The sequence below is a fragment of the Pseudomonas sp. DCB_BI genome (genome assembly GCF_026240995.1).
Taxonomy (GTDB): domain Bacteria; phylum Pseudomonadota; class Gammaproteobacteria; order Pseudomonadales; family Pseudomonadaceae; genus Aquipseudomonas.
The window spans coordinates 175,850-192,714 of the sequence record NZ_JAPFCG010000011.1 but is presented as its reverse complement, the minus strand read 5'-3'; the positions used below and the strand labels follow the sequence as shown (position 1 = coordinate 192,714).

At 59.8% G+C, this 16,865-nt stretch carries 22 protein-coding genes, 1 tRNA gene and 2 pseudogenes; 8 read left to right on the top strand and 17 right to left on the bottom strand.

Features of this window, described 5'->3' with window-relative positions:
• Positions 1-208 (bottom strand): annotated as a pseudogene (locus OO258_RS14360) (DNA methyltransferase); the annotation flags it as partial.
• A 156-nt stretch (positions 209-364) separates the two neighbouring features.
• On the opposite strand from OO258_RS14360, the gene OO258_RS14355 reads away from it, so the two are divergent.
• Positions 365-772, top strand: a complete 408-nt coding sequence (locus OO258_RS14355) for a hypothetical protein (RefSeq protein WP_041166750.1) — start codon at positions 365-367, stop codon at positions 770-772.
• Between the two features lie 55 nt (positions 773-827).
• On the opposite strand, the gene OO258_RS14350 is transcribed toward OO258_RS14355, so the two are convergent.
• The gene (locus OO258_RS14350) at positions 828-1,427 is read right to left on the bottom strand and encodes a hypothetical protein (RefSeq protein WP_266031103.1); all 600 of its coding nucleotides are present in this window, start codon (positions 1,425-1,427) and stop codon (positions 828-830) included.
• Between the two features lie 347 nt (positions 1,428-1,774).
• On the opposite strand from OO258_RS14350, the gene OO258_RS14345 reads away from it, so the two are divergent.
• On the top strand, positions 1,775-2,347 hold the full coding sequence (locus tag OO258_RS14345) for a DUF2971 domain-containing protein (RefSeq protein WP_266031101.1): 573 nt from the start codon (positions 1,775-1,777) through the stop codon (positions 2,345-2,347).
• 155 nt (positions 2,348-2,502) lie between these two features.
• Here OO258_RS14345 and OO258_RS14340 read toward each other — a convergent pair.
• Together OO258_RS14340 and OO258_RS14335 are read right to left on the bottom strand one after the other, a co-directional pair.
• A pseudogene (locus tag OO258_RS14340) lies at positions 2,503-2,915 on the bottom strand (hypothetical protein).
• A complete protein-coding gene (locus OO258_RS14335) occupies positions 2,912-3,124 on the bottom strand; it encodes a hypothetical protein (protein ID WP_266031099.1) in 213 nt (70 codons plus the stop codon). The pseudogene OO258_RS14340 and the gene OO258_RS14335 overlap by 4 nt, the downstream one beginning before the upstream one ends.
• 547 nt (positions 3,125-3,671) lie before the next feature.
• Between OO258_RS14335 and OO258_RS14330 the strand changes: the two genes are divergently transcribed.
• Both OO258_RS14330 and OO258_RS14325 read left to right on the top strand, forming a co-directional pair.
• Positions 3,672-3,857, top strand: coding sequence for a hypothetical protein (locus OO258_RS14330; RefSeq protein ID WP_266031098.1), 186 nt, complete (start codon positions 3,672-3,674; stop codon positions 3,855-3,857).
• Positions 3,858-3,909: 52 nt separating this feature from the next.
• Positions 3,910-4,134: a hypothetical protein gene (locus OO258_RS14325; protein WP_266031096.1), complete on the top strand. Its 225-nt coding sequence runs from the start codon at positions 3,910-3,912 to the stop codon at positions 4,132-4,134.
• A 369-nt stretch (positions 4,135-4,503) separates the two neighbouring features.
• Here OO258_RS14325 and OO258_RS14320 read toward each other — a convergent pair whose 3' ends face one another.
• The 3 genes from OO258_RS14320 to adhP form a co-directional block, all read right to left on the bottom strand.
• The gene (locus OO258_RS14320; protein ID WP_266031094.1) at positions 4,504-4,740 is read right to left on the bottom strand and encodes a hypothetical protein; all 237 of its coding nucleotides are present in this window, start codon (positions 4,738-4,740) and stop codon (positions 4,504-4,506) included.
• A 333-nt stretch (positions 4,741-5,073) separates the two neighbouring features.
• A complete protein-coding gene (locus OO258_RS14315; protein WP_266031093.1) occupies positions 5,074-5,280 on the bottom strand; it encodes a DUF6434 domain-containing protein in 207 nt (68 codons plus the stop codon).
• Positions 5,281-5,374: 94 nt separating this feature from the next.
• A complete protein-coding gene (adhP, locus tag OO258_RS14310) occupies positions 5,375-6,385 on the bottom strand; it encodes an alcohol dehydrogenase AdhP (protein WP_266031092.1) in 1,011 nt (336 codons plus the stop codon).
• Between the two features lie 423 nt (positions 6,386-6,808).
• On the opposite strand from adhP, the gene OO258_RS14305 reads away from it, so the two are divergent.
• Positions 6,809-7,006, top strand: a complete 198-nt coding sequence (locus tag OO258_RS14305) for a hypothetical protein (protein WP_110743889.1) — start codon at positions 6,809-6,811, stop codon at positions 7,004-7,006.
• A 1-nt stretch (position 7,007) separates the two neighbouring features.
• Here the strand turns inward: OO258_RS14305 and OO258_RS14300 are convergent, their stop codons facing one another.
• Both OO258_RS14300 and OO258_RS14295 read right to left on the bottom strand, forming a co-directional pair.
• Entirely contained in the window at positions 7,008-7,421 is a 414-nt protein-coding gene (locus OO258_RS14300; RefSeq protein ID WP_110743890.1) for a DoxX family protein, read from the bottom strand.
• Positions 7,422-7,525: 104 nt separating this feature from the next.
• Positions 7,526-7,610 (bottom strand) — tRNA-Leu (locus OO258_RS14295).
• Positions 7,611-7,951: 341 nt separating this feature from the next.
• On the opposite strand from OO258_RS14295, the gene OO258_RS14290 reads away from it, so the two are divergent.
• The 3 genes from OO258_RS14290 to OO258_RS14280 are packed head-to-tail and all read left to right on the top strand — an operon-like array spanning position 7,952 to position 10,928.
• Entirely contained in the window at positions 7,952-9,112 is a 1,161-nt protein-coding gene (locus OO258_RS14290; RefSeq protein WP_266031090.1) for a two-component system sensor histidine kinase NtrB, read from the top strand.
• A gap of 5 nt (positions 9,113-9,117) precedes the next feature.
• Positions 9,118-10,563, top strand: coding sequence for an ATPase domain-containing protein (locus OO258_RS14285; protein ID WP_266031089.1), 1,446 nt, complete (start codon positions 9,118-9,120; stop codon positions 10,561-10,563).
• Positions 10,564-10,574: 11 nt separating this feature from the next.
• Positions 10,575-10,928: a response regulator gene (locus tag OO258_RS14280; RefSeq protein ID WP_110743893.1), complete on the top strand. Its 354-nt coding sequence runs from the start codon at positions 10,575-10,577 to the stop codon at positions 10,926-10,928.
• Between the two features lie 42 nt (positions 10,929-10,970).
• Here the strand turns inward: OO258_RS14280 and csrA are convergent, their stop codons facing one another.
• From csrA to OO258_RS14240, 8 genes are all read right to left on the bottom strand, one after another.
• Positions 10,971-11,168 carry a carbon storage regulator CsrA gene (csrA, locus tag OO258_RS14275; protein WP_004375914.1) on the bottom strand — a complete coding sequence of 66 codons (198 nt, stop codon included), beginning with the start codon at positions 11,166-11,168 and terminating at the stop codon, positions 10,971-10,973.
• Positions 11,169-11,421: 253 nt separating this feature from the next.
• On the bottom strand, positions 11,422-12,444 hold the full coding sequence (locus OO258_RS14270) for a DNA topoisomerase IB (RefSeq protein ID WP_266031086.1): 1,023 nt from the start codon (positions 12,442-12,444) through the stop codon (positions 11,422-11,424).
• A gap of 58 nt (positions 12,445-12,502) precedes the next feature.
• Positions 12,503-13,594: a molybdenum ABC transporter ATP-binding protein gene (gene modC, locus OO258_RS14265; protein ID WP_266031084.1), complete on the bottom strand. Its 1,092-nt coding sequence runs from the start codon at positions 13,592-13,594 to the stop codon at positions 12,503-12,505.
• A gap of 1 nt (position 13,595) precedes the next feature.
• Positions 13,596-14,276, bottom strand: coding sequence for a molybdate ABC transporter permease subunit (modB, locus tag OO258_RS14260; protein WP_110743896.1), 681 nt, complete (start codon positions 14,274-14,276; stop codon positions 13,596-13,598).
• Complete coding sequence (modA, locus tag OO258_RS14255; protein WP_266031081.1) at positions 14,276-15,034, bottom strand: molybdate ABC transporter substrate-binding protein; 759 nt, start codon at positions 15,032-15,034, stop codon at positions 14,276-14,278. Before modA ends, modB begins: the two co-directional genes overlap by 1 nt.
• 102 nt (positions 15,035-15,136) lie before the next feature.
• Entirely contained in the window at positions 15,137-16,213 is a 1,077-nt protein-coding gene (locus OO258_RS14250; protein WP_266031079.1) for an NAD(P)H-dependent flavin oxidoreductase, read from the bottom strand.
• Positions 16,214-16,267: 54 nt separating this feature from the next.
• A complete protein-coding gene (locus OO258_RS14245) occupies positions 16,268-16,438 on the bottom strand; it encodes a hypothetical protein (protein WP_165944137.1) in 171 nt (56 codons plus the stop codon).
• Positions 16,439-16,445: 7 nt separating this feature from the next.
• Positions 16,446-16,748 (bottom strand): DUF1883 domain-containing protein, encoded by a 303-nt coding sequence (locus tag OO258_RS14240; RefSeq protein WP_003250918.1) that lies wholly within the window; start codon positions 16,746-16,748, stop codon positions 16,446-16,448.
• Between the last annotated feature and the right edge of the window lie 117 nt (positions 16,749-16,865).

Genomic DNA, 16,865 nt, shown 5'->3' with positions numbered 1-16,865 from the left:
CTGGGTGGTTGGCGGTGTGCATGCTGATGGCTGCCGGGCTGTGGTTCTTGGCCACGGTGACTGGTCGGCCCAGGCCCATCTCCAGCCCGGTACCGGCGCCGCCGCCACCGCAGAAGAAGTCCACCACGATCTCATCGTCCTGAGGGTCGAAGCCGAGGCCGTACTGGGTTTTGAAGTCGAGAGGGTTCTTTTTCTGAAATGCAGACATGGGCGGTCCTCGCCGGTGTGGCGTGATCGTTATCGTTGAATAGGGGAAGGCGCTGGCGGGCAGCTGCTGGTGATATGCTTCGCCGCTCACCAAACAAGGAGGGTGGTAATGGGGTTGCGAGATCGAGGAAGATCGCCAAGATCAAGAGCTGCCGCGATGAAGACCCGAACGGCATCATTCATAGGGCTCGCGATTTGGATAGCGTTTCTTTGGCTGGGAAAGCCATCTGCGTCGTTGATCAGCTATTCCGTGCCGTTTGGAATTGCTCTGATCGCCACAGGCCCCCTCGAACTGATCCCAGATCGTTGGCACAGGCTTAATTTCCTCGTCAATGCCCTGGCAACTGGATTCTTCTTCGTCAGCATCATGTTTGCGATAGTGGCAATCTCTTTCGCCCTGTCATTGAGCAAAAGCGAGCGTTCGATTTTCTGCCTTGCTGGATGGGCAACGCTGTTGATTGTTTACCATTTCGCAATCCCTCGGCTGAAGCGGTCGCCTTTTCACCGACTCAGCGAGGATAGAGGGATGTACAGCCCTCCAACGGATGACGATAAACGGAACTGAGATCAGATAGGTCAATGCCGGAGCAGATTAGTCGCTGGCGGGCAGCGCCGGAGAGTCAGGCGGCGTATCGAGTTCGCAATGCTGCGGCAATACGAGCGTCCGACTGCGTTTCGGCGTATGCAATCGCAATCCGGTGCTTGTGCTCTCGCCACGCCTGATGAGCTTCGAGGGCACTGGCGTGATAGCCGAGAAACTCGTGACGACCAGTGAAAGGGTTCCTGCACTGAGCCACGAATCTCTGCCTAGCCTTGTGCCAAGAAACTCCTATCGGCAGGTCGCCACGTATCGCTTGGCTATCGACCATGAACCTGTTCAGGTCAGGCGGGATGAACGCGCAAGTCGCCCTGGAATACACCTTGTTGCCTGGAATAAGGAGATCCTTGTCCAGGTGCTTGCCTTCATGATCTTGCGTGGACATCCAGGACCTGAAGGACGAGAAGGTGAGCCAGTCGCTGGATGCCGAGCAGTCCCGATAATTAGGGTTCCTGGCCTGAAACTTCTCGCTGTAGCAACGTTCAAGCATTCCGGTCCATACCTTGTAGAACGGGCAGGTCCATACGGATCGCCGACGTCCGCCAACTGTTTCGGTTACACAGACTTGATAGTCGGCGTCGTTTGCTCCGACACCGTAAACCAGCTTCAGGGCTTTGCTCATCGCGCTCTCCTGATATGTGTGGGCAGCGTCATGCCTCCAAAAGCCGGATGCGGCATGGTGGCAATTTGGATTGGGATCCAGTATTTATAGAGGCTTTAGTTTTTAAGGCGGACTAGACGCAGTGGCACAGGAAACGCTTTTCCATTACACCGATATTGGTGCGGTAGAGTCCATCGTTAGGCTCAAAAAATTGTGGTTGACGCATATGGAGTTTCTGAATGACTCCATGGAGTTGTTGGAGGGTACTGAAAGAATAAAACAAGCCTTAAAGTTGATGAGGGCTGTGGATAGCACTAGGGGAGAGGTTGAGCTAAGGGCTCTGAAGATTGTTGAAGAGTTGTTGGTTGATGGTCTTGCATTGGGCTATAGCAACAATCCATTGTTTGTTTGTTTGTTCGTTTAGTAAGTCGGCTAATTTGTTAAGTCAATGGCGTGCCTATGGAAATTTCGCTATCGAGTTTGATCGGCGCGTTCTTGAGAAAACATTCGAATTGCATGATTGCATATACGATGATGAGCAGAAAATCTTGGAGTCTAGGTATCTGATTGATGGGGCGCACGGAAGGCTGACGGACTTGTACAGCTCCGGTGATCGGTCTCGGATAAATGCTGCACTTGAAGCCCATTTTGACGCTGTATATGGGCTTGCAAAATTCAAAAACAAAAGCTTCGATGAGGAGAAAGAGGTAAGAATTATATCTGGGGTCGGGGAGATTGAGTTAAAGTATCGCGCTAAGAATGACCATCTTATTCCGTATGTTGATATTGAGTTTAATGTCGAAGCTATACGTGCTATCCATATCGGTCCGGTTGCAAATCAGGATTTGGCAGAAAAGTCCTTATGGTCCTTGCTTAAAACCAGAGGGCTTAGCAATGTTGACATTGTAAAATCTGATATTCCTTTTCGCTCATTGAGGTAATAAATTTTTCGACGGTAGCACTGCCATATGGGTACAGGCTCTCACGTCTCTGGGGAGCGGATTCATGTGTTGCTGGCGCCGGCCGTGCCTGACGCGTGCGGTGATGCGTTTCATGCTGCTTTCTGCTGATTCCAGGCGCCGACGGCGGCAAAGATCTAGGAGGCCTCTGCTTCGTCGAGCGTTTGTCGGTAGGAATGGCGATCCAGCCGGCCGCCACCAGTTGATTTGGATTGGCCGTGGCCCGTAGGCCTAAGTAGGTCGCTTCGATCACGTCGGTCAGGTGCTCGGCGCGGTAGTTGCCTTGCGGCGCGACCTCGATCGACTTGTTGTACCGCTCGCCGAACTCAGTCCGACAAAGGACGCTGAGATAGATGGTCCACCGGTGCGGGATATCGCAGACGGCGTCGACGACCTGGCGCACGCGGATCTGCTTAAGGTTCTTCCAGTTGATCAGCACCTGCTGGCCGCTGGGGTCGATGTTCACCACGGCGGCGTGGTTGGCCGAGACCAGGGCTCGGCACGTCCGCTCCAGGCGTGCCCGCATGTTGTGGGGTTTGCGCTTGGTCATTGCCGCGTGTCTGTCTTGCTTGCCGCCCCGGCCTCGCAGGCATCGACAAAGCGCATCGCTGCCTTGTAGCTGTAGGCGAAGCCTTGCACGGCGCCGGTGGCGATCTCGATCTTGGAGTGTGCCTCGGCCCTCACTGACTTGCTGCGCTCGAGCAGGGCCGCGAGCACGGCAATCTTCTGCTCGAAAGCAGGGTGCATTGCTGTCTGCATGGGGTGATCCTCGGTAGGGTCAGGCGTGGTATTCGAAGGCCTCGGCCTCCCGAGCTTCACGACAAGCGCTGAGGCGCTGGTGGGCAGTGCCGGAGGTTCAGGCCGTAACTCGCTCGCCAATGACCTTGGTGCTGAAGGCGACCTCGTAGTTGAGGGTCAGCTCGAACGGGCCAGTGCACACGTCGCAGCTCATCTTTTTGGCGTCGTAGTCCTCGGTTTCGATGTGTATGACCGCGGCGCAATGCGGACACTTGCATTCGTCCCGAGAGTCGACGTTCGAGTCGTACTCTGCTTTGGCAAACTTGGCCAGGGCCTCTGCTTTGGCAGCAGCGTCGAGACGCTTCTGGCAAGGCTTGCAGGTGACACCATCTCCTGATGATCTGGCGGCAAATGCCGCGCCGCTTGGATTTCTATACAAAAATTGCTGAATTTTGTATTTATTTTGCTGCCAAATTTCAGTATCTCGTCAGAATTGACACGGCTTCTGCCAGTTCCCTGTATAGTGATCGAGTAGCCGCTTTCTGCGGTTCTTCACTAGGTAGCTGTCATGCACCAGGCCATATCCCCCGAGACGCAGCGTGCCCATGAGCGCTTGAATGAACAGACCGAACTGTTCATCAACCAGGGAGGCCTGATTGAAAGCGTTCCTTCCGGCGTCAGCGGAGTGCTCGCGAGTAAGCCGAAGGTCGTTTGGACGACCCCGCACACCGCCAATCCGATCCACAAACGATAGCGCGCCCAAATGCACTGCTTTGTCGCTCCATAGCGTACGCGAGGGCACAAGTATGTTTCATGCGCCAAGTGATTTGGATATTGCCGCGCGGATTGGCGTCAGCGTGACGGATGTGGCTCTTTACCGGGGTGATACATTTCGATTGAAAGATGGTTCGTGGCTCATCCATTTTTCCTTCGCAATGCCCCGCGAGCTACGCCAGAGCCTTACGGGCAGTTTCACCTTCCTCATGAAATTTGAAAAGCCAGGCGACCGGCGCTTGAGTGAGTTGGATTGAGCATTTGATCTGGCGACGCACCCTCATCACGAGCCGTGTCCCGGTGGTCCGTTTTAAATTTTCTGGATGAGGTTGAAGCGCATACTCAAAGCGCTCAGGACTTCTGAGCATTGAGAGGTGTGTATGTCCAGAGACAGGTATGGCGTAGATAGTGACAGACAGGTCAGTCAGCCAGCCGGTAACGAGGGACCGCTAGAGCGATCCGTCGATCACGACAAGCGTGGTTGCCACGAGGGCCGTGAAGACAATTTCGACAGCCCTCCCTTTCGAAGGGAGCAGAAGCAGGGCCCGCCGGACCCATCGCGGGTATCCCACGCAGAGCGTTACAGTTACCACAAGCGCCCATTGGAATAACATTCAGCCAGAGCGCTAACCCTCGGGCAGGCTTACCCCACAGATGAACTCATCCGAGCCAAGCCGGTGTGATCCGTACTCGACCACGTAGCCCGCACCGAGGCGCTCGGCTTCCACCTTGGCGGTCTTCTGATCGGCGTATACATCGACAAAATGCCATGGATACCGGTCTCGTAGCACGCCCCAGCCAAGTACCCAACCCTGGTTGTCTGGGTCGGCTGGGAGGTTTCTGGCCAAGCTGCGAATCGTCATGGGCTCCCCCTGGCTAGCGGCAATTCATGCCTATCGGCTTCCGTGGTGATCACTCACCGGCCTGGCCAGGATTCTGCCATCTTCGCTTGAACCTGGCGACCAGCTTGCTGGTCATCAGCATGGAGGGGCACGTGCCTGCTTGGGCTTGCCACTTCCAATTCTGCAATGTTCAAACGCTATGTTTGGGGCGTCGAGCAGAAACCACCAGCGAGGGAGTCGGAAAATGGATTATTTCAGCATGGTTGAATCGTTGGACAGGATGCTGAAAGCAGCGCCCGCAGCGCAAGACGAGAGAGCAGAGCAGCCCTGCAGGCGGCCGTTGGTTGCTGACGGTCATCGGTGTATTCGCAGCCACTCATCCGCCACCTCGCCCATGTTGGACGGTGTGCCGCTCTTGATCCAGGCGATGAAGGCCCGGTCAAACACGAATGCGGCCCCGCACTCGCTGAGCAGAAATTGACGGACCTTCTGCGTGTTGCGGTAGTGCTTGTCCAGCGGGGTTGAACGGGTAATCGGCCCGGCATGCCAGTCGAAGCTCATGGTCTGTTCCTTGACGTGTAAAAGGCAAAACGCCCGCAGAAGATCATCTGTGGGCGTTGTTGTAGTCTTGCGCAATGGCCTGTGTCCAGCCTGATCAACCTTCGAACTGAATCACCATCCGGCCTTTGATCTTGCCCTCCAGCATCTCATCGAAGATCTGGTTGATATCTTCGATCGGCCGCAGCGTCACTTTGGGTACCACCTTGCCTTCGGCGGCAAACTGGAAAGCTTCCTGCAGGTCTTGGCGAGTGCCGACCAGCGAGCCGATCACCTCGATGCCGTCCAGCACCAGGCGGGGGATGTTAAGGTTCATGGCTTCCGATGGCAGACCGACTGCGACGAGGCGGCCGCCAGCGCGCAGGGCATCCACGGCAGAGTCGAATGCTGCTTTGGCGACCGCCGTCACTACGGCAGCGTGCGCCCCGCCGGTTTTTTCCTGAATGACCTTGGCTGCATCCTCAGTGCGCGGATTGATCACCAAGTCGGCGCCCATCTCGCTGGCGAAGCGCAGTTGCTCTTCGTTGACATCGATGGCGATCACTTTGGCATTGAAAACGTTCCTCGCATATTGCAGGGCCAGGTTGCCCAAGCCGCCGAGGCCGTAGATGGCGATCCATTGGCCGGGGCGAATATTGGAGGTTTTCACCGCCTTGTAGGTGGTGACACCGGCGCAGGTCACGCTGCTGGCGGCAGCGGAGTCAAGGCCATCGGGTACCTTGACCGAGTAATCGGCCTTGACGATGCAGGCTTCGGCCATACCGCCGTCGACGGTGTAGCCGGAGTTCTTCACTTCGCGGCACAGGGTTTCGTTGCCACTGGTGCAATATTCACAATGCCCGCAACCCTGGTAGAACCACGCAACGCTGGCGCGGTCGCCCGGCTTGAGCGAAGTGACACCGGGGCCAACTTCCTGCACCACGCCAATGCCTTCATGGCCCAGCACTACACCGGTCTTGTCACCGAAGTCGCCATTTTTCACGTGCAGGTCGGTATGGCACACCCCGCAGCATTGCATCTTCAGCAGCGCTTCGCCGTGCTCGAGAGGGCGCAAGGTTTTCTCTACCACGTCCACGCGACGGCCTGGTGCAACAACAGCAGCTTTCATAAGAGCCTCCGTATCTATCCGATGTGGGCTTGGTTTATTGCTGGGACAGCATAGCCCTTGCCTGGCCAGGCAAAACTGCTTCAGGTCATGGTGGACGCTCTCACGAAATACCAGGGGAGGCCTGGTTGGCATTTGCGGAACAAAGAAAAGCCCGCGGCAAAGATGCGGCGGGCTGCAAAAACGTACGGAGCAGGGTCAGTGTGCCCAGGTGCATGTCGGCTTTTCGTGAAGGGCAGGTCATGAGGTTGTCATCGTCCGGGCAGAAGTGCCCGATAAAAAAGCCCGCCATGAAGGCGGGCAAACAACGTTTGAAGGGAGAGCCTGCAGACTGGGCCCGCCCCGTTAACCCAGGATTAAGCGATAACGCATTGACCCGGCATGCTCAAGCGCCTATACAGGCCTGCCATCAACCCAGGAGCCAGCATGAACGACGAAGACGACCTGCACGAACCTGAGCACGATCACTTGCTTGATCATGAGTTTTTGTACGATGGCATGGATGCCGAGGCCGATGCACAGGGTGCCGAGGATGAAATAGAGGAAGACGAGGAGACGCTGGATGACCTCGACGAAGAGGAGCGCGATCATCCAGCCTGGTACGATGACTGCGAAGACGATTGACTCAGCGCCCGTCCACCGAGAAACGCCCCGGACCACTCACGGCCAGTAGCAGCAAGCCGCCCATGATGGCCATGTTCTTCATGAATTGGGTCATGTTGGCGCTGCGCTCGGGGTCGATCATGTTCCAGAACGGGTGGCCAAGCAGCGCCGTGCCCAGCACGAACAGTGCGAACAGGAAAGCCAGTGGGCGTGTGTAGAAGCCGAGGATCAGCAGGATGCCGACGATGAACTCCATCAGCACGGCAACCGCTGCGGCCAGCATCGGGGCAGGGGCACCCAGTGAGGTCATGTAGCCGACCGTACCTTCAAAACCGGTGAGCTTGGCCCAGCCAGACAAGACGAACAGGATCATCAGCAGTACGCGAGCAAGCAGGATAATGATGTCGCGTTGACCATCGAACAGGGAGTAGCGCATGGTGGCGTTCCAGTGGACGAGTTCAAGCTCCACTCTAGCAGCTGCGCAAGACATTGCCGGCAGGCAGCAAAAAGGCGCCGCAAGGGCGCCTTTTCAAGGAAGTTTGGTGCGAGTGGCGGGACTCGAACCCGCAAGGCTCACGCCGACAGATTTTAAGTCTGCTGTGTATACCAATTCCACCACACTCGCACGCTTGAAGGGGTCGCAACGACCAGCTCGCTTCTAAGTAGAAGGGCTTCGCAATCAAGCGGGCTTTATAACCCATTGTTATAGTTGAGTCAACCGCAGCGCCTATGATCAACACAGTGAAGGGCCGATCGTAGGGGCAATTGACACCTTGCTGTCATTACGCCACTGTGACCTTTTTCTTGGATCCAACAGCGGTTGGCGATGACACAGGGAGAGGCGCGCAGCTCAGTCCGGTGCTGATGGAACTGCACCCCTGAAAGCCTGTTGTCGCAAGCGTGGTCGTTGCCGGGTATGCTGCGCTACGTTCATTTTGTCCCTCCTGCTGTGCCAGTGGAGTCTTCATGGTTTCAGCTGATTGCCTCAACCACCCCATCATGCCTGCCCACCGCTATGAACAGTTGGTTCAGTCGGTGGTGGATTACGCCATCTATATGCTTGACCCAACCGGCCATGTGGTGTCGTGGAACGCGGGCGCGCAACGGATCAAGGGTTACCGCGCCGATGAGGTGATCGGGCAACATTTTTCGTTGTTCTTCACCCCGCAGGATTGTGCCGACGGCCGCCCCGACCACCTGCTGCGCCAGGCCTTGGACCAGGGCGTGGCACAGGACGAAGGCTGGCGGGTACGCAAAGATGGCACGCAGTTCTGGGCCTTGGCCGCGCTGGATGTGATCCGTGATGACAATGGCCAGATCATCGGCCTGGCCAAGGTAACCCGCGACATCACTGACCGCCGTGAGTCAGCGTTGCAACTGGACGCCGTGCGCGCCCAGCTGTTTCAGGCGCAGAAGCTTGAAGCCCTGGGCCAGTTGACCGGTGGCCTGGCACATGACTTCAACAACATGCTGACCATCATCATGAGCTCAGCGCGCCTGGCGCTGGCCACTCAGGATCCGGCGCGCACCCAGCGCATGCTGCAACACATCCTCGAAGCCGGGCAGCGTGGTATCGAACTGACCCAGCAACTGCTCAGCTTTGCCCGCCACCGCAAACTCGATGTCGCCAGCGTTGCCCCGGCAGACCTGGTTGCCGCGACCCGAGGCCTGCTGGAGCATGCGTTGCCAGGTTCGATCAAGCTCAAGGTGCTGCTGCAACCGGACCTGCCACTGATCGAGGTGGATGCCGGGCAGTTGCAGATGGTCTTGCTCAACCTGTTGTTCAATGCCCGGGACGCAATCACAGGGCAAGGCGAGATTGCCTTGACGGTCGATGGGGTTGAGTTGACTGGGGAGGTCGATGGGCTGCTGGGGAGTTTTGTGCGTTTCCAGGTCCAGGACAGCGGCGAGGGTATACCCGCCGATGTAATACCGCGTATCTTCGAGCCATTCTTCACCACAAAGCCCTTCGGTAAAGGCACTGGTCTTGGCCTTAGCCAGGTGTATGGCTTCGCCAGGCAGAGTGGTGGCGCGATTTGTGTCGACAGCGAACCCGGCCGCGGAACTTGCATGCAGCTTTACTTGCCAATGTATCAGGATCAGACAGACAGCCAACCCAACAGGTAGACACCATGGCACAAGTACTCAGGCGGCTGGTGACGGGGATCGACGGGCTCGACGCGTTGCTCAGGGGTGGCCTGGTGGCCGGTGCCTCTTACATCATTCAGGGCCCCCCGGGAGCCGGCAAGACCATCCTCGCCAACCAACTGGCCTGTGGGCATGTGCGTGGCGGTGGCCGGGTGCTGGTGGCCACCTTGCTGAGTGAATCGCACGAGCGCCTGTTCCAGTACCTGGCCACCCTGGATTTCTTCGACCCGGCGTTGGTCGGTGACCAGATCCAGTTCGTCAGCGCTTTCGACACACTGGAGCAGGACGGGCTGGACGCCGTGGTCCGGTTGCTGCGCCAGGAAATCGCCCGGCAGCAGGCCAGCCTGCTGATTGTCGATGGCGTGCTCAATGCCCGAGTGCGCGCGGAAACCGCCCTCGACACCAAGAAATTCGTCTCCGAACTGCAGGGGCATGCGGCTTTCGCAGGCTGCACCGTACTCTTGCTGACCAGCGCCCGGCTGGACGAGGGTAGCCCAGAACATACCATGGTCGACGGGGTGATCGAGCTGGGTGAACAATTGCTCGGCAGCCGCGCGGTGCGTCATATCCAGCTACGCAAGACCCGTGGTAGTGCCGCCTTGTCGGGGCGCCACGAATGCCTCATCGATGAGGCTGGCATGCACGTCTACCCGCGCCTGGAAGCGCTGTTCAGCCACCCCAGCCAGCTGGGCAGCGCTGGCCTCGGACGCATCAGCAGCGGCGTCCCAACCCTTGACGAAATGCTTGACGGCGGCCTGGCCGCGGGGTCGGTAAGCCTGTTGATCGGGCCTTCGGGAATTGGCAAGACCTCACTGGGTTTGGCCTTTCTCGGCGCCAGCACCCAACAGGCACCTGGGCTGCATTTCGGTTTTTACGAAACGCCTGAACGCTTGCGCAGCAAGGCCGCGTCGCTGGGTTACGATTTTGCCGCGATGGAACAGGCCGGCAGCCTGCAGCTGTGCTGGCAGCCCACCACCGAGGGCCTGCTCGACCAAGTCGGTGCGCGGCTGCTCGAACGGGTCGCGGCGCAGGGCACCAAGCGCGTGCTGATCGACAGCCTCGGTGCATTCAGCCGCCTGGCCATTGACCCGGCGCGGCTGAACGCGTTTTTCCGCGCACTGACCGGGGAGTTGCGCGCGCGTGATGTGAGCGTGATGCTGACCTGGGAAATGCGCGATATCTTCGGCTCGGAAATCAGCGCCCCGGCCCCGGACCTGTCGAGCATCGTCGACAACCTGATGCTGATGCGCTTTGTCGAGCTGGATTCGCAACTGCGGCGCATGCTGTCGATCCTCAAGGTGCGCGACAGCCACCATGACCCGGCTTTGCATGAGCTGCTGATCCAGCCGCAGGGCATCGCCTTGCGCAAAGCGTTCGAAGGCGCCTGTGGGGTGCTTTCGGGGACGCCGACGCCGCCAGGGAGCGGGTGACAGGCAGGCCGATGAATACCATCCTGATCGTCGATGACGAGTACCTGATTGCCGACATCCTTGGTTTTGCCCTGGAGGATGAAGGCTATTTGGTGGAAAAGGCCAGCAACGGCAGCAAGGCACTGGAGGTGCTGAAGGAAAAGCGCGTGCAGTTGGTGATTACCGATTACATGATGCCGCTGCTCAATGGCGAAGAGCTGGCGCGGGCCATGCGCGAAGATCCGGCGTTGTGCGAACTGCCGATCATTCTCATGAGCGGCGCCCAGGCCAGCCAAGGATGCCCGGCCCTGTTTGCCGCAATCTTCGACAAGCCGTTCGACATGGACGAGATGATCGCCAAGGTGGGCCAGTTACTGAGCACCTGAGGCTGGCGGTCGAGCGCATCCATGCACTTAGAGGAAGGTGGCTCAGTGCGAGTCGTCGTGCTTCTCCGGGGCTGGGCTGCCGGCCTGGATGCGCTTGAAGATTTCTTCGCGATGTACCTGCACATCCTTGGGTGCATCGATACCAATCCTCACCTGCATCCCTTTGACGCCCAGAATGGTGACTTTGATGTCATCGTTGATGACGATGCTTTCGCCAACCTTACGGGTGAGTATCAGCATGTAGTTCTCCTTGGTGATATAAAAGACCGCTGGGCTAGTTGCCACGGCGGCGGGAGCTGGTCCCTCTTCCTTCTCATTAAAGACGCTTTCGGCGGATAGTAATTCCCCGACAGAAAAATTCTGTTGCGTGCTTTCACTTGCAGGTGCCGAAGCAAACCGTCAGCGGTTTGTCGGTCAAGGTGCTCGATGGCAAGAATAGGGCGCTTGGCGACCAATGGGAAATTTCTTCGCATCATGGGGTAAATAGACAGGCTTAATGGTCGTCCTGTTCCTCAAGTGCCTGAAGAAATAACAGTAATGCCACTTCTTCTGGGTCCAGGCCTTTGCGAATACGGTTTTTCGGCAGGTCGGCCAGGCGCCCCAGGGCATAGTGCTCAAGCACCGCCGGGTGGATGTAGCAACGCCTGCACACTGCCGGGGTATTGCCCAGCCGCGTAGCCACCTGGCGGACGATGGCGGCGACCTGCCGTTTAGCCTCGGTTTCAGGCTCCCAGGCCAAAGGCCTGAGCAAGTCCAGTGCCAGGCTGCTGCCGGCCCAGGTGCGGTAGTCCTTGGCGGTGAAGTCGGCGCCGGTCAGCTGCTGCAGGAACTGGTTGACCTCGGCAGAGCCTACGCTGTGGCGCTGGCCGTCTTCATCCAGATATTGGAACAGTGCCTGCCCGGGCAGCTCCATGCAGCGCTTGAGCAGGTTGGCCAGGCGTCGGTCGTTGAGGGTGACGTTGTGTTCGACGCCGCGTTTGCCGCGAAACTGAAAGCGAATGGTGCTGCCTTTGACCTGCACGTGGCGGTTGCGCAGGGTGGTCAGGCCGTAGGATTGGTTGTCGCGCAGGTAGCGCTGGTTGCCAATGCGGATCAGGGTATGGTCCAGCAGGCTTACCACCAGCGCCATGACCTTTTCCCGGTCCAGGCCTGGTCGTGCCAGGTGGGCTTCCAGCTGTGCGCGCAGCTTGGGCAGGGCCTGGGCGAAGGCCAGCATGCGCCCGTACTTGTGCTGGTCGCGCAGTTCACGCCATTGAGCGTGGTAGCGGTACTGCTTGCGCCCACGGGCATCGCGGCCTGTGGCTTGCAGGTGACCTTGCGGGTCGGCGCAGATCCATACATCGGTGTAGGCCGGGGGAATGACCAGCGCGGCAATCCGCGCAAGGGTGTCCTTGTCGCGTACCCGTTGGCCATCGGTATCCAGATAGATGAATCGCTCGCGCCAGCGGCGCCGGGTCAGGCCCGGTTGGCTGTCGTCGACGTAGTGCAGGCTGCGTGGTAGGGGGCAGTCGAGCATGGGCGGCTGGCCTCGATCAAGATCACTGATCTATGGACAACACGCGGGCAGAGGATGCTCAGCCCAGCAAGGCCACCGACTTGATCTGGGCGAACAGCGCCTGGCCAGGATGCAGGCCGAGTTGGTCGGCCGAGAAGCGGGTGATGCGTGCAAGCAGGGCATTGCCGCCGGCATCCAGGCTGACCAGCACATGCGCCGGGTTGGCAGCCGGACGGCTCTCGCGCACCCGCACCGGGAGGCGGTTGAGAATGCTTGAAAGGCTGTCTGCCGACAGTGCCAGGCTGACGTCGCGGGCCTGCACCTTGACCCGCAGGCTGCTGCCCATCACATGCGCCGGGTGGGCAATGCGCAGCAGCGGCCCACTGCTGCCGGGCAGGCGCAGGTCAAGCAGGTCGTAGTGGGGGTCGTGGCCCACCACCATGCCCTCGAACACCACCCCGGCGTCGTCGCCCTCGGCCAGAGGCAGGTCGAGGCGGGCCAACGTTTCGCCAATCGGGCCGCTGGCGATCGCCTGGCCTTGCTCAAGCAACACCAGGTGGTCGGCCAGCCGCGCCACTTCATCCTGGGCGTGGCTGACATACACCAGCGGGATGTCCAGCTCGTCGTGCAGGCGCTCCAGATAGGGCAGGATCTCGCGTTTACGCGGCCCATCGAGGGCCGCCAGCGGCTCGTCCATCAACAACAGCCGCGGGCTGCTGAGCAGGGCGCGGGCAATGCCCACGCGCTGCGCTTCGCCACCGGACAACGTCGCGGGGCGACGCGCCAGCAGGTGGCCGATACCCAGCAACTGGCAGGCCTGGTCGAGGCTGACCTTGCGTTCGGCGGCGGCCACCCGCCGCCAGCCGAACTCCAGGTTGCCGCGCACCGACAGGTGCGGGAACAGGCTGGCCTCTTGGAACACGTAGCCCACCGGCCGCAGGTGGGGTGCCTGGAAGTAGCCACGGCTGCTGTCTTCCCAGACCTCGCCGTTGACCTCGATGTAGGCGCTGGCGGCGCGTTCCAGCCCGGCCAGGCAGCGCAGGCAGCTGGTCTTCCCTGAACCGGAATGGCCGAACAGCGCGCTGATACCGCGCCCGGGCAGGTGCAGGTCTACGTCCAGGGTAAAATCGTCGCGCGCCAGCTTCAGGCGGGCCACTATCGATGCAGTCATTTCAGCTCCAGCCAGCTTTGCCACGGCGCCCGGCGTACAGCAGGAGCAGCACCAGGAAAGAGAACACCAGCATGGCACCGGCCAGCCAGTGGGCTTGCGAGTACTCCATGGCTTCGACGTGATCGAAGATCTGCACCGAAACCACGCGGGTCTTGTCGGGGATGTTGCCACCGATCATCAGTACCACACCGAACTCGCCCACGGTGTGGGCGAAGCCAAGGATGCTGGCGGTAATGAAGCCTGGGCGAGCCAACGGCAGCACAACATGGATGAAGGTGTCCCAGGGGCTGGCGCGCAGCGTTGCCGCCACCTCCAGCGGGCGCTGGCCGATGGCGCCGAAGGCGTTCTGCAGCGGCTGGACCACGAAGGGCATGGAATACACGGTCGAACCGATTACCAGGCCGGTGAAGCTGAACACCACAGTCCCCAGGCCCATCGCCTGGGTGGCCTGACCGAGCCAGCCGTGCGGGCCGAGGGCGATCAGCAGATAAAACCCGATCACCGTCGGTGGCAGCACCAGCGGCAGCGCCACCAACGCGCCCACCGGCCCGCGCAGCCATGAGCGCGTGCGCGCCAGCCACCAGGCGATGGGCGTGCCAATGATCAGCAGGATCAAGGTGGTGAGGCTGGCCAGCTTGATGGTCAGCCAGATCGCTCCCAGGTCACTGGCATCCAGGGGCATCAGATTTCATAACCGTAGGACTTGATCACCGCTGCGGCTTTCGGGCCCTTGAGGTATTCGACCAGTGCCTTGGCGGCCGCATTGTCCTTGCCTTTGTTAAGGATTACGGCGTCCTGGCGGATCGGGTCGTGCAGGTTGGACGGCACAATCCAGGCCGAGCCATTGGTCACCTTGCCGTCCTTGTAGATCTGCGAGAGGGCCACGAAGCCCAGTTCGGCGTTGCCGGTGGAGACGAACTGGAAGGCCTGGGTGATGTTCTGGCCCTCGACGATCTTGCCTTTGGTGGCGTCGGTGAGCTTGAGTTTGTCCAGCACCTGCGTGGCGGCCAGGCCGTACGGTGCCGCTTTGGGGTTGGCAATGGACAGGTGGTTGAATGCGTTCTTCTTCAATACTTCACCCTTGGCATCTACATACCCGTCCTTCGCCGACCACAGGGCCAAGGTGCCTACGGCATAGGTGAAGCGCGAGCCGGGGACGATTTCCTTTTCTTCTTCAAGCTTTGCCGGAGTGCTGTCGTCGGCGGCGAGAAACACCTCGAACGGCGCGCCGTTCTTGATCTGGGCATAGAACTGCCCGGTGGCGCCGTAGGCGGCGACCAGCTTGTGGCCGGTGTCCTTCTCGAAGTCCTTGGCAATGGCCTGGATTGGCGCTGTGAAGTTCGCTGCGACCGCGACCTGGACTTCATCGGCCCAGGCAGAGTTGAAGATGAACAGGCTGGCCAGGGCGGTGAAGGCCAGGTGTGAAGGGCGGATACGCATGAAGACAGCTCCTTGGGATTATCGTTATATCTTCAACTATATAGCGATAGGCCAATTGTCGGGAAGGTGCTTGATGATGCCCGGCCTGTTCAAGAACACGGCTTACTGGCCAAGCGAGATCAGTGCGTTTGCAGCAATTTCCCGAGTCAGCGCCTCAGCCGGCATATGCCGCCCCAATCTCAGTGCCTGGCCCGACCACAAGTTGCTGAAATCACTGTTACCCAGCGGATCGGTGATCGCCCGCAATGGCATCAATGCCCCACCCGCCAGCGGGAAACGTGGCGCCAGTGCGCTCATTGGCCCCAGCTCACGCATGATGCGGTTGTTGATGCCACGCGCTGGGCGGCCGGTGAACAGGTTGGTCAGCGCCGTGTCGCTGGCAGGCGCGCTGTCCAGCGCCCGGCGATGGGCTGGCGAAACCTTGGCCTCGGGGCAGAACAGGTACGCCGTACCAATCTGCACGGCAGAGGCGCCCAGGGCCAGTGCGGCCACCAGGCCGCGGTGGTCGCCAATGCCACCTGCAGCAATCACGGGCACACTGACGGCATCGACCACCTGGGGCACCAAGGCGAAGGTGCCGATCTGGCTGGTGATGTCATCGCTAAGGAACATGCCGCGATGGCCACCGGCTTCATAACCCATGGCAATGATTGCGTCGCAGCCGTTGCGTTCCAGCCAGACCGCTTCTTCCACGGTAGTGGCACTGGACAGTACCTTGGCGCCGCTGGCCTTGACCCGCTGCAGCAGCGCGGCTTGGGGCAGGCCAAAGTGGAAGCTCACCACCTGTGGGCGCAGTTCTTCGACCAACTGGCAGCTCTGCTCGTCGAATGGCGCACGGTTGGACACGGGTGTTGGCGCTGCGAAGTCGGCACCCACTTCCTCGTAATAAGGCTCAAGCGCCTGCTTCCAGCGCGCATCACGCTCGGCGTCCGGCGCTGGCGGCTGATGGCAGAAGAAGTTCAGGTTCAGCGGGCGCCCCGGGCAGCCTGCGCGGAACGCTGCGATCTCGGCGCGCACCTGTTCGCCGTTCAGCATGGCGCAGGGCAGGGCGCCCAGCCCACCGGCCAAGCCCACGGCAACGGCCATGGGCGAGCCTGTCGCGCCCGCCATGGGCGCCTGCAGAATGGGCAGTTCGACGCCCAGCAGGTCGAGGATACGGCGGTTGGGCCAGTGGCTCATGCGATACTCCTTGCGTGGGGCGAACGGTGCGGCGACGGGCGCTTGTGGCGGCTGCTACAGGGCCTTGCTGACCTGGATGTCGCTGATCTTGTCGGCGTCTTCGCCGTGAATCTTGCGCAGGGCCTCAAGCGCTTGCGCTTGGGAGGCATCGGGCATCAGTGCGAAATCCCAGCGGCGCTGGCCGTCGAGCTTGTATTTGATGACGTACTTGATGGTCTGGGTCATGGTGGCCTTATCTGAGTTTCGACGACGAACGACGGATGATCTTGATCTTGTGGGTCAGGGTCGGCTTGCGGGTTACCGAGATCGGGCGCGTGGTTACGGTATCGATGGTGATGTTCCAGAAACCGGTGCTGGGCACGGTGATCTTCGCCGGGAACTTTTCGAAATGGCCGCCGTGGTAGGTATGACGGCCGCCGTTCTTGAAGCTGCGGAAATTGGCGTCGTTCATCAGGCGGATATTGCAGCGCTGGGAGCACTCGATGACGACGATGTCGTCCTCGTTGAGGTGCTCGCGCTGGTGTACGAATTTCATGTGATGCTCCGCAAGGTCTGTATCTGCAAACGCAAACGATACCACGATGTGCCGTTACACTGCCGCGCTGTTCGCCAGGCGTAGATAAATCTGCCAAAGCAGGGAGCAAAACCGCCT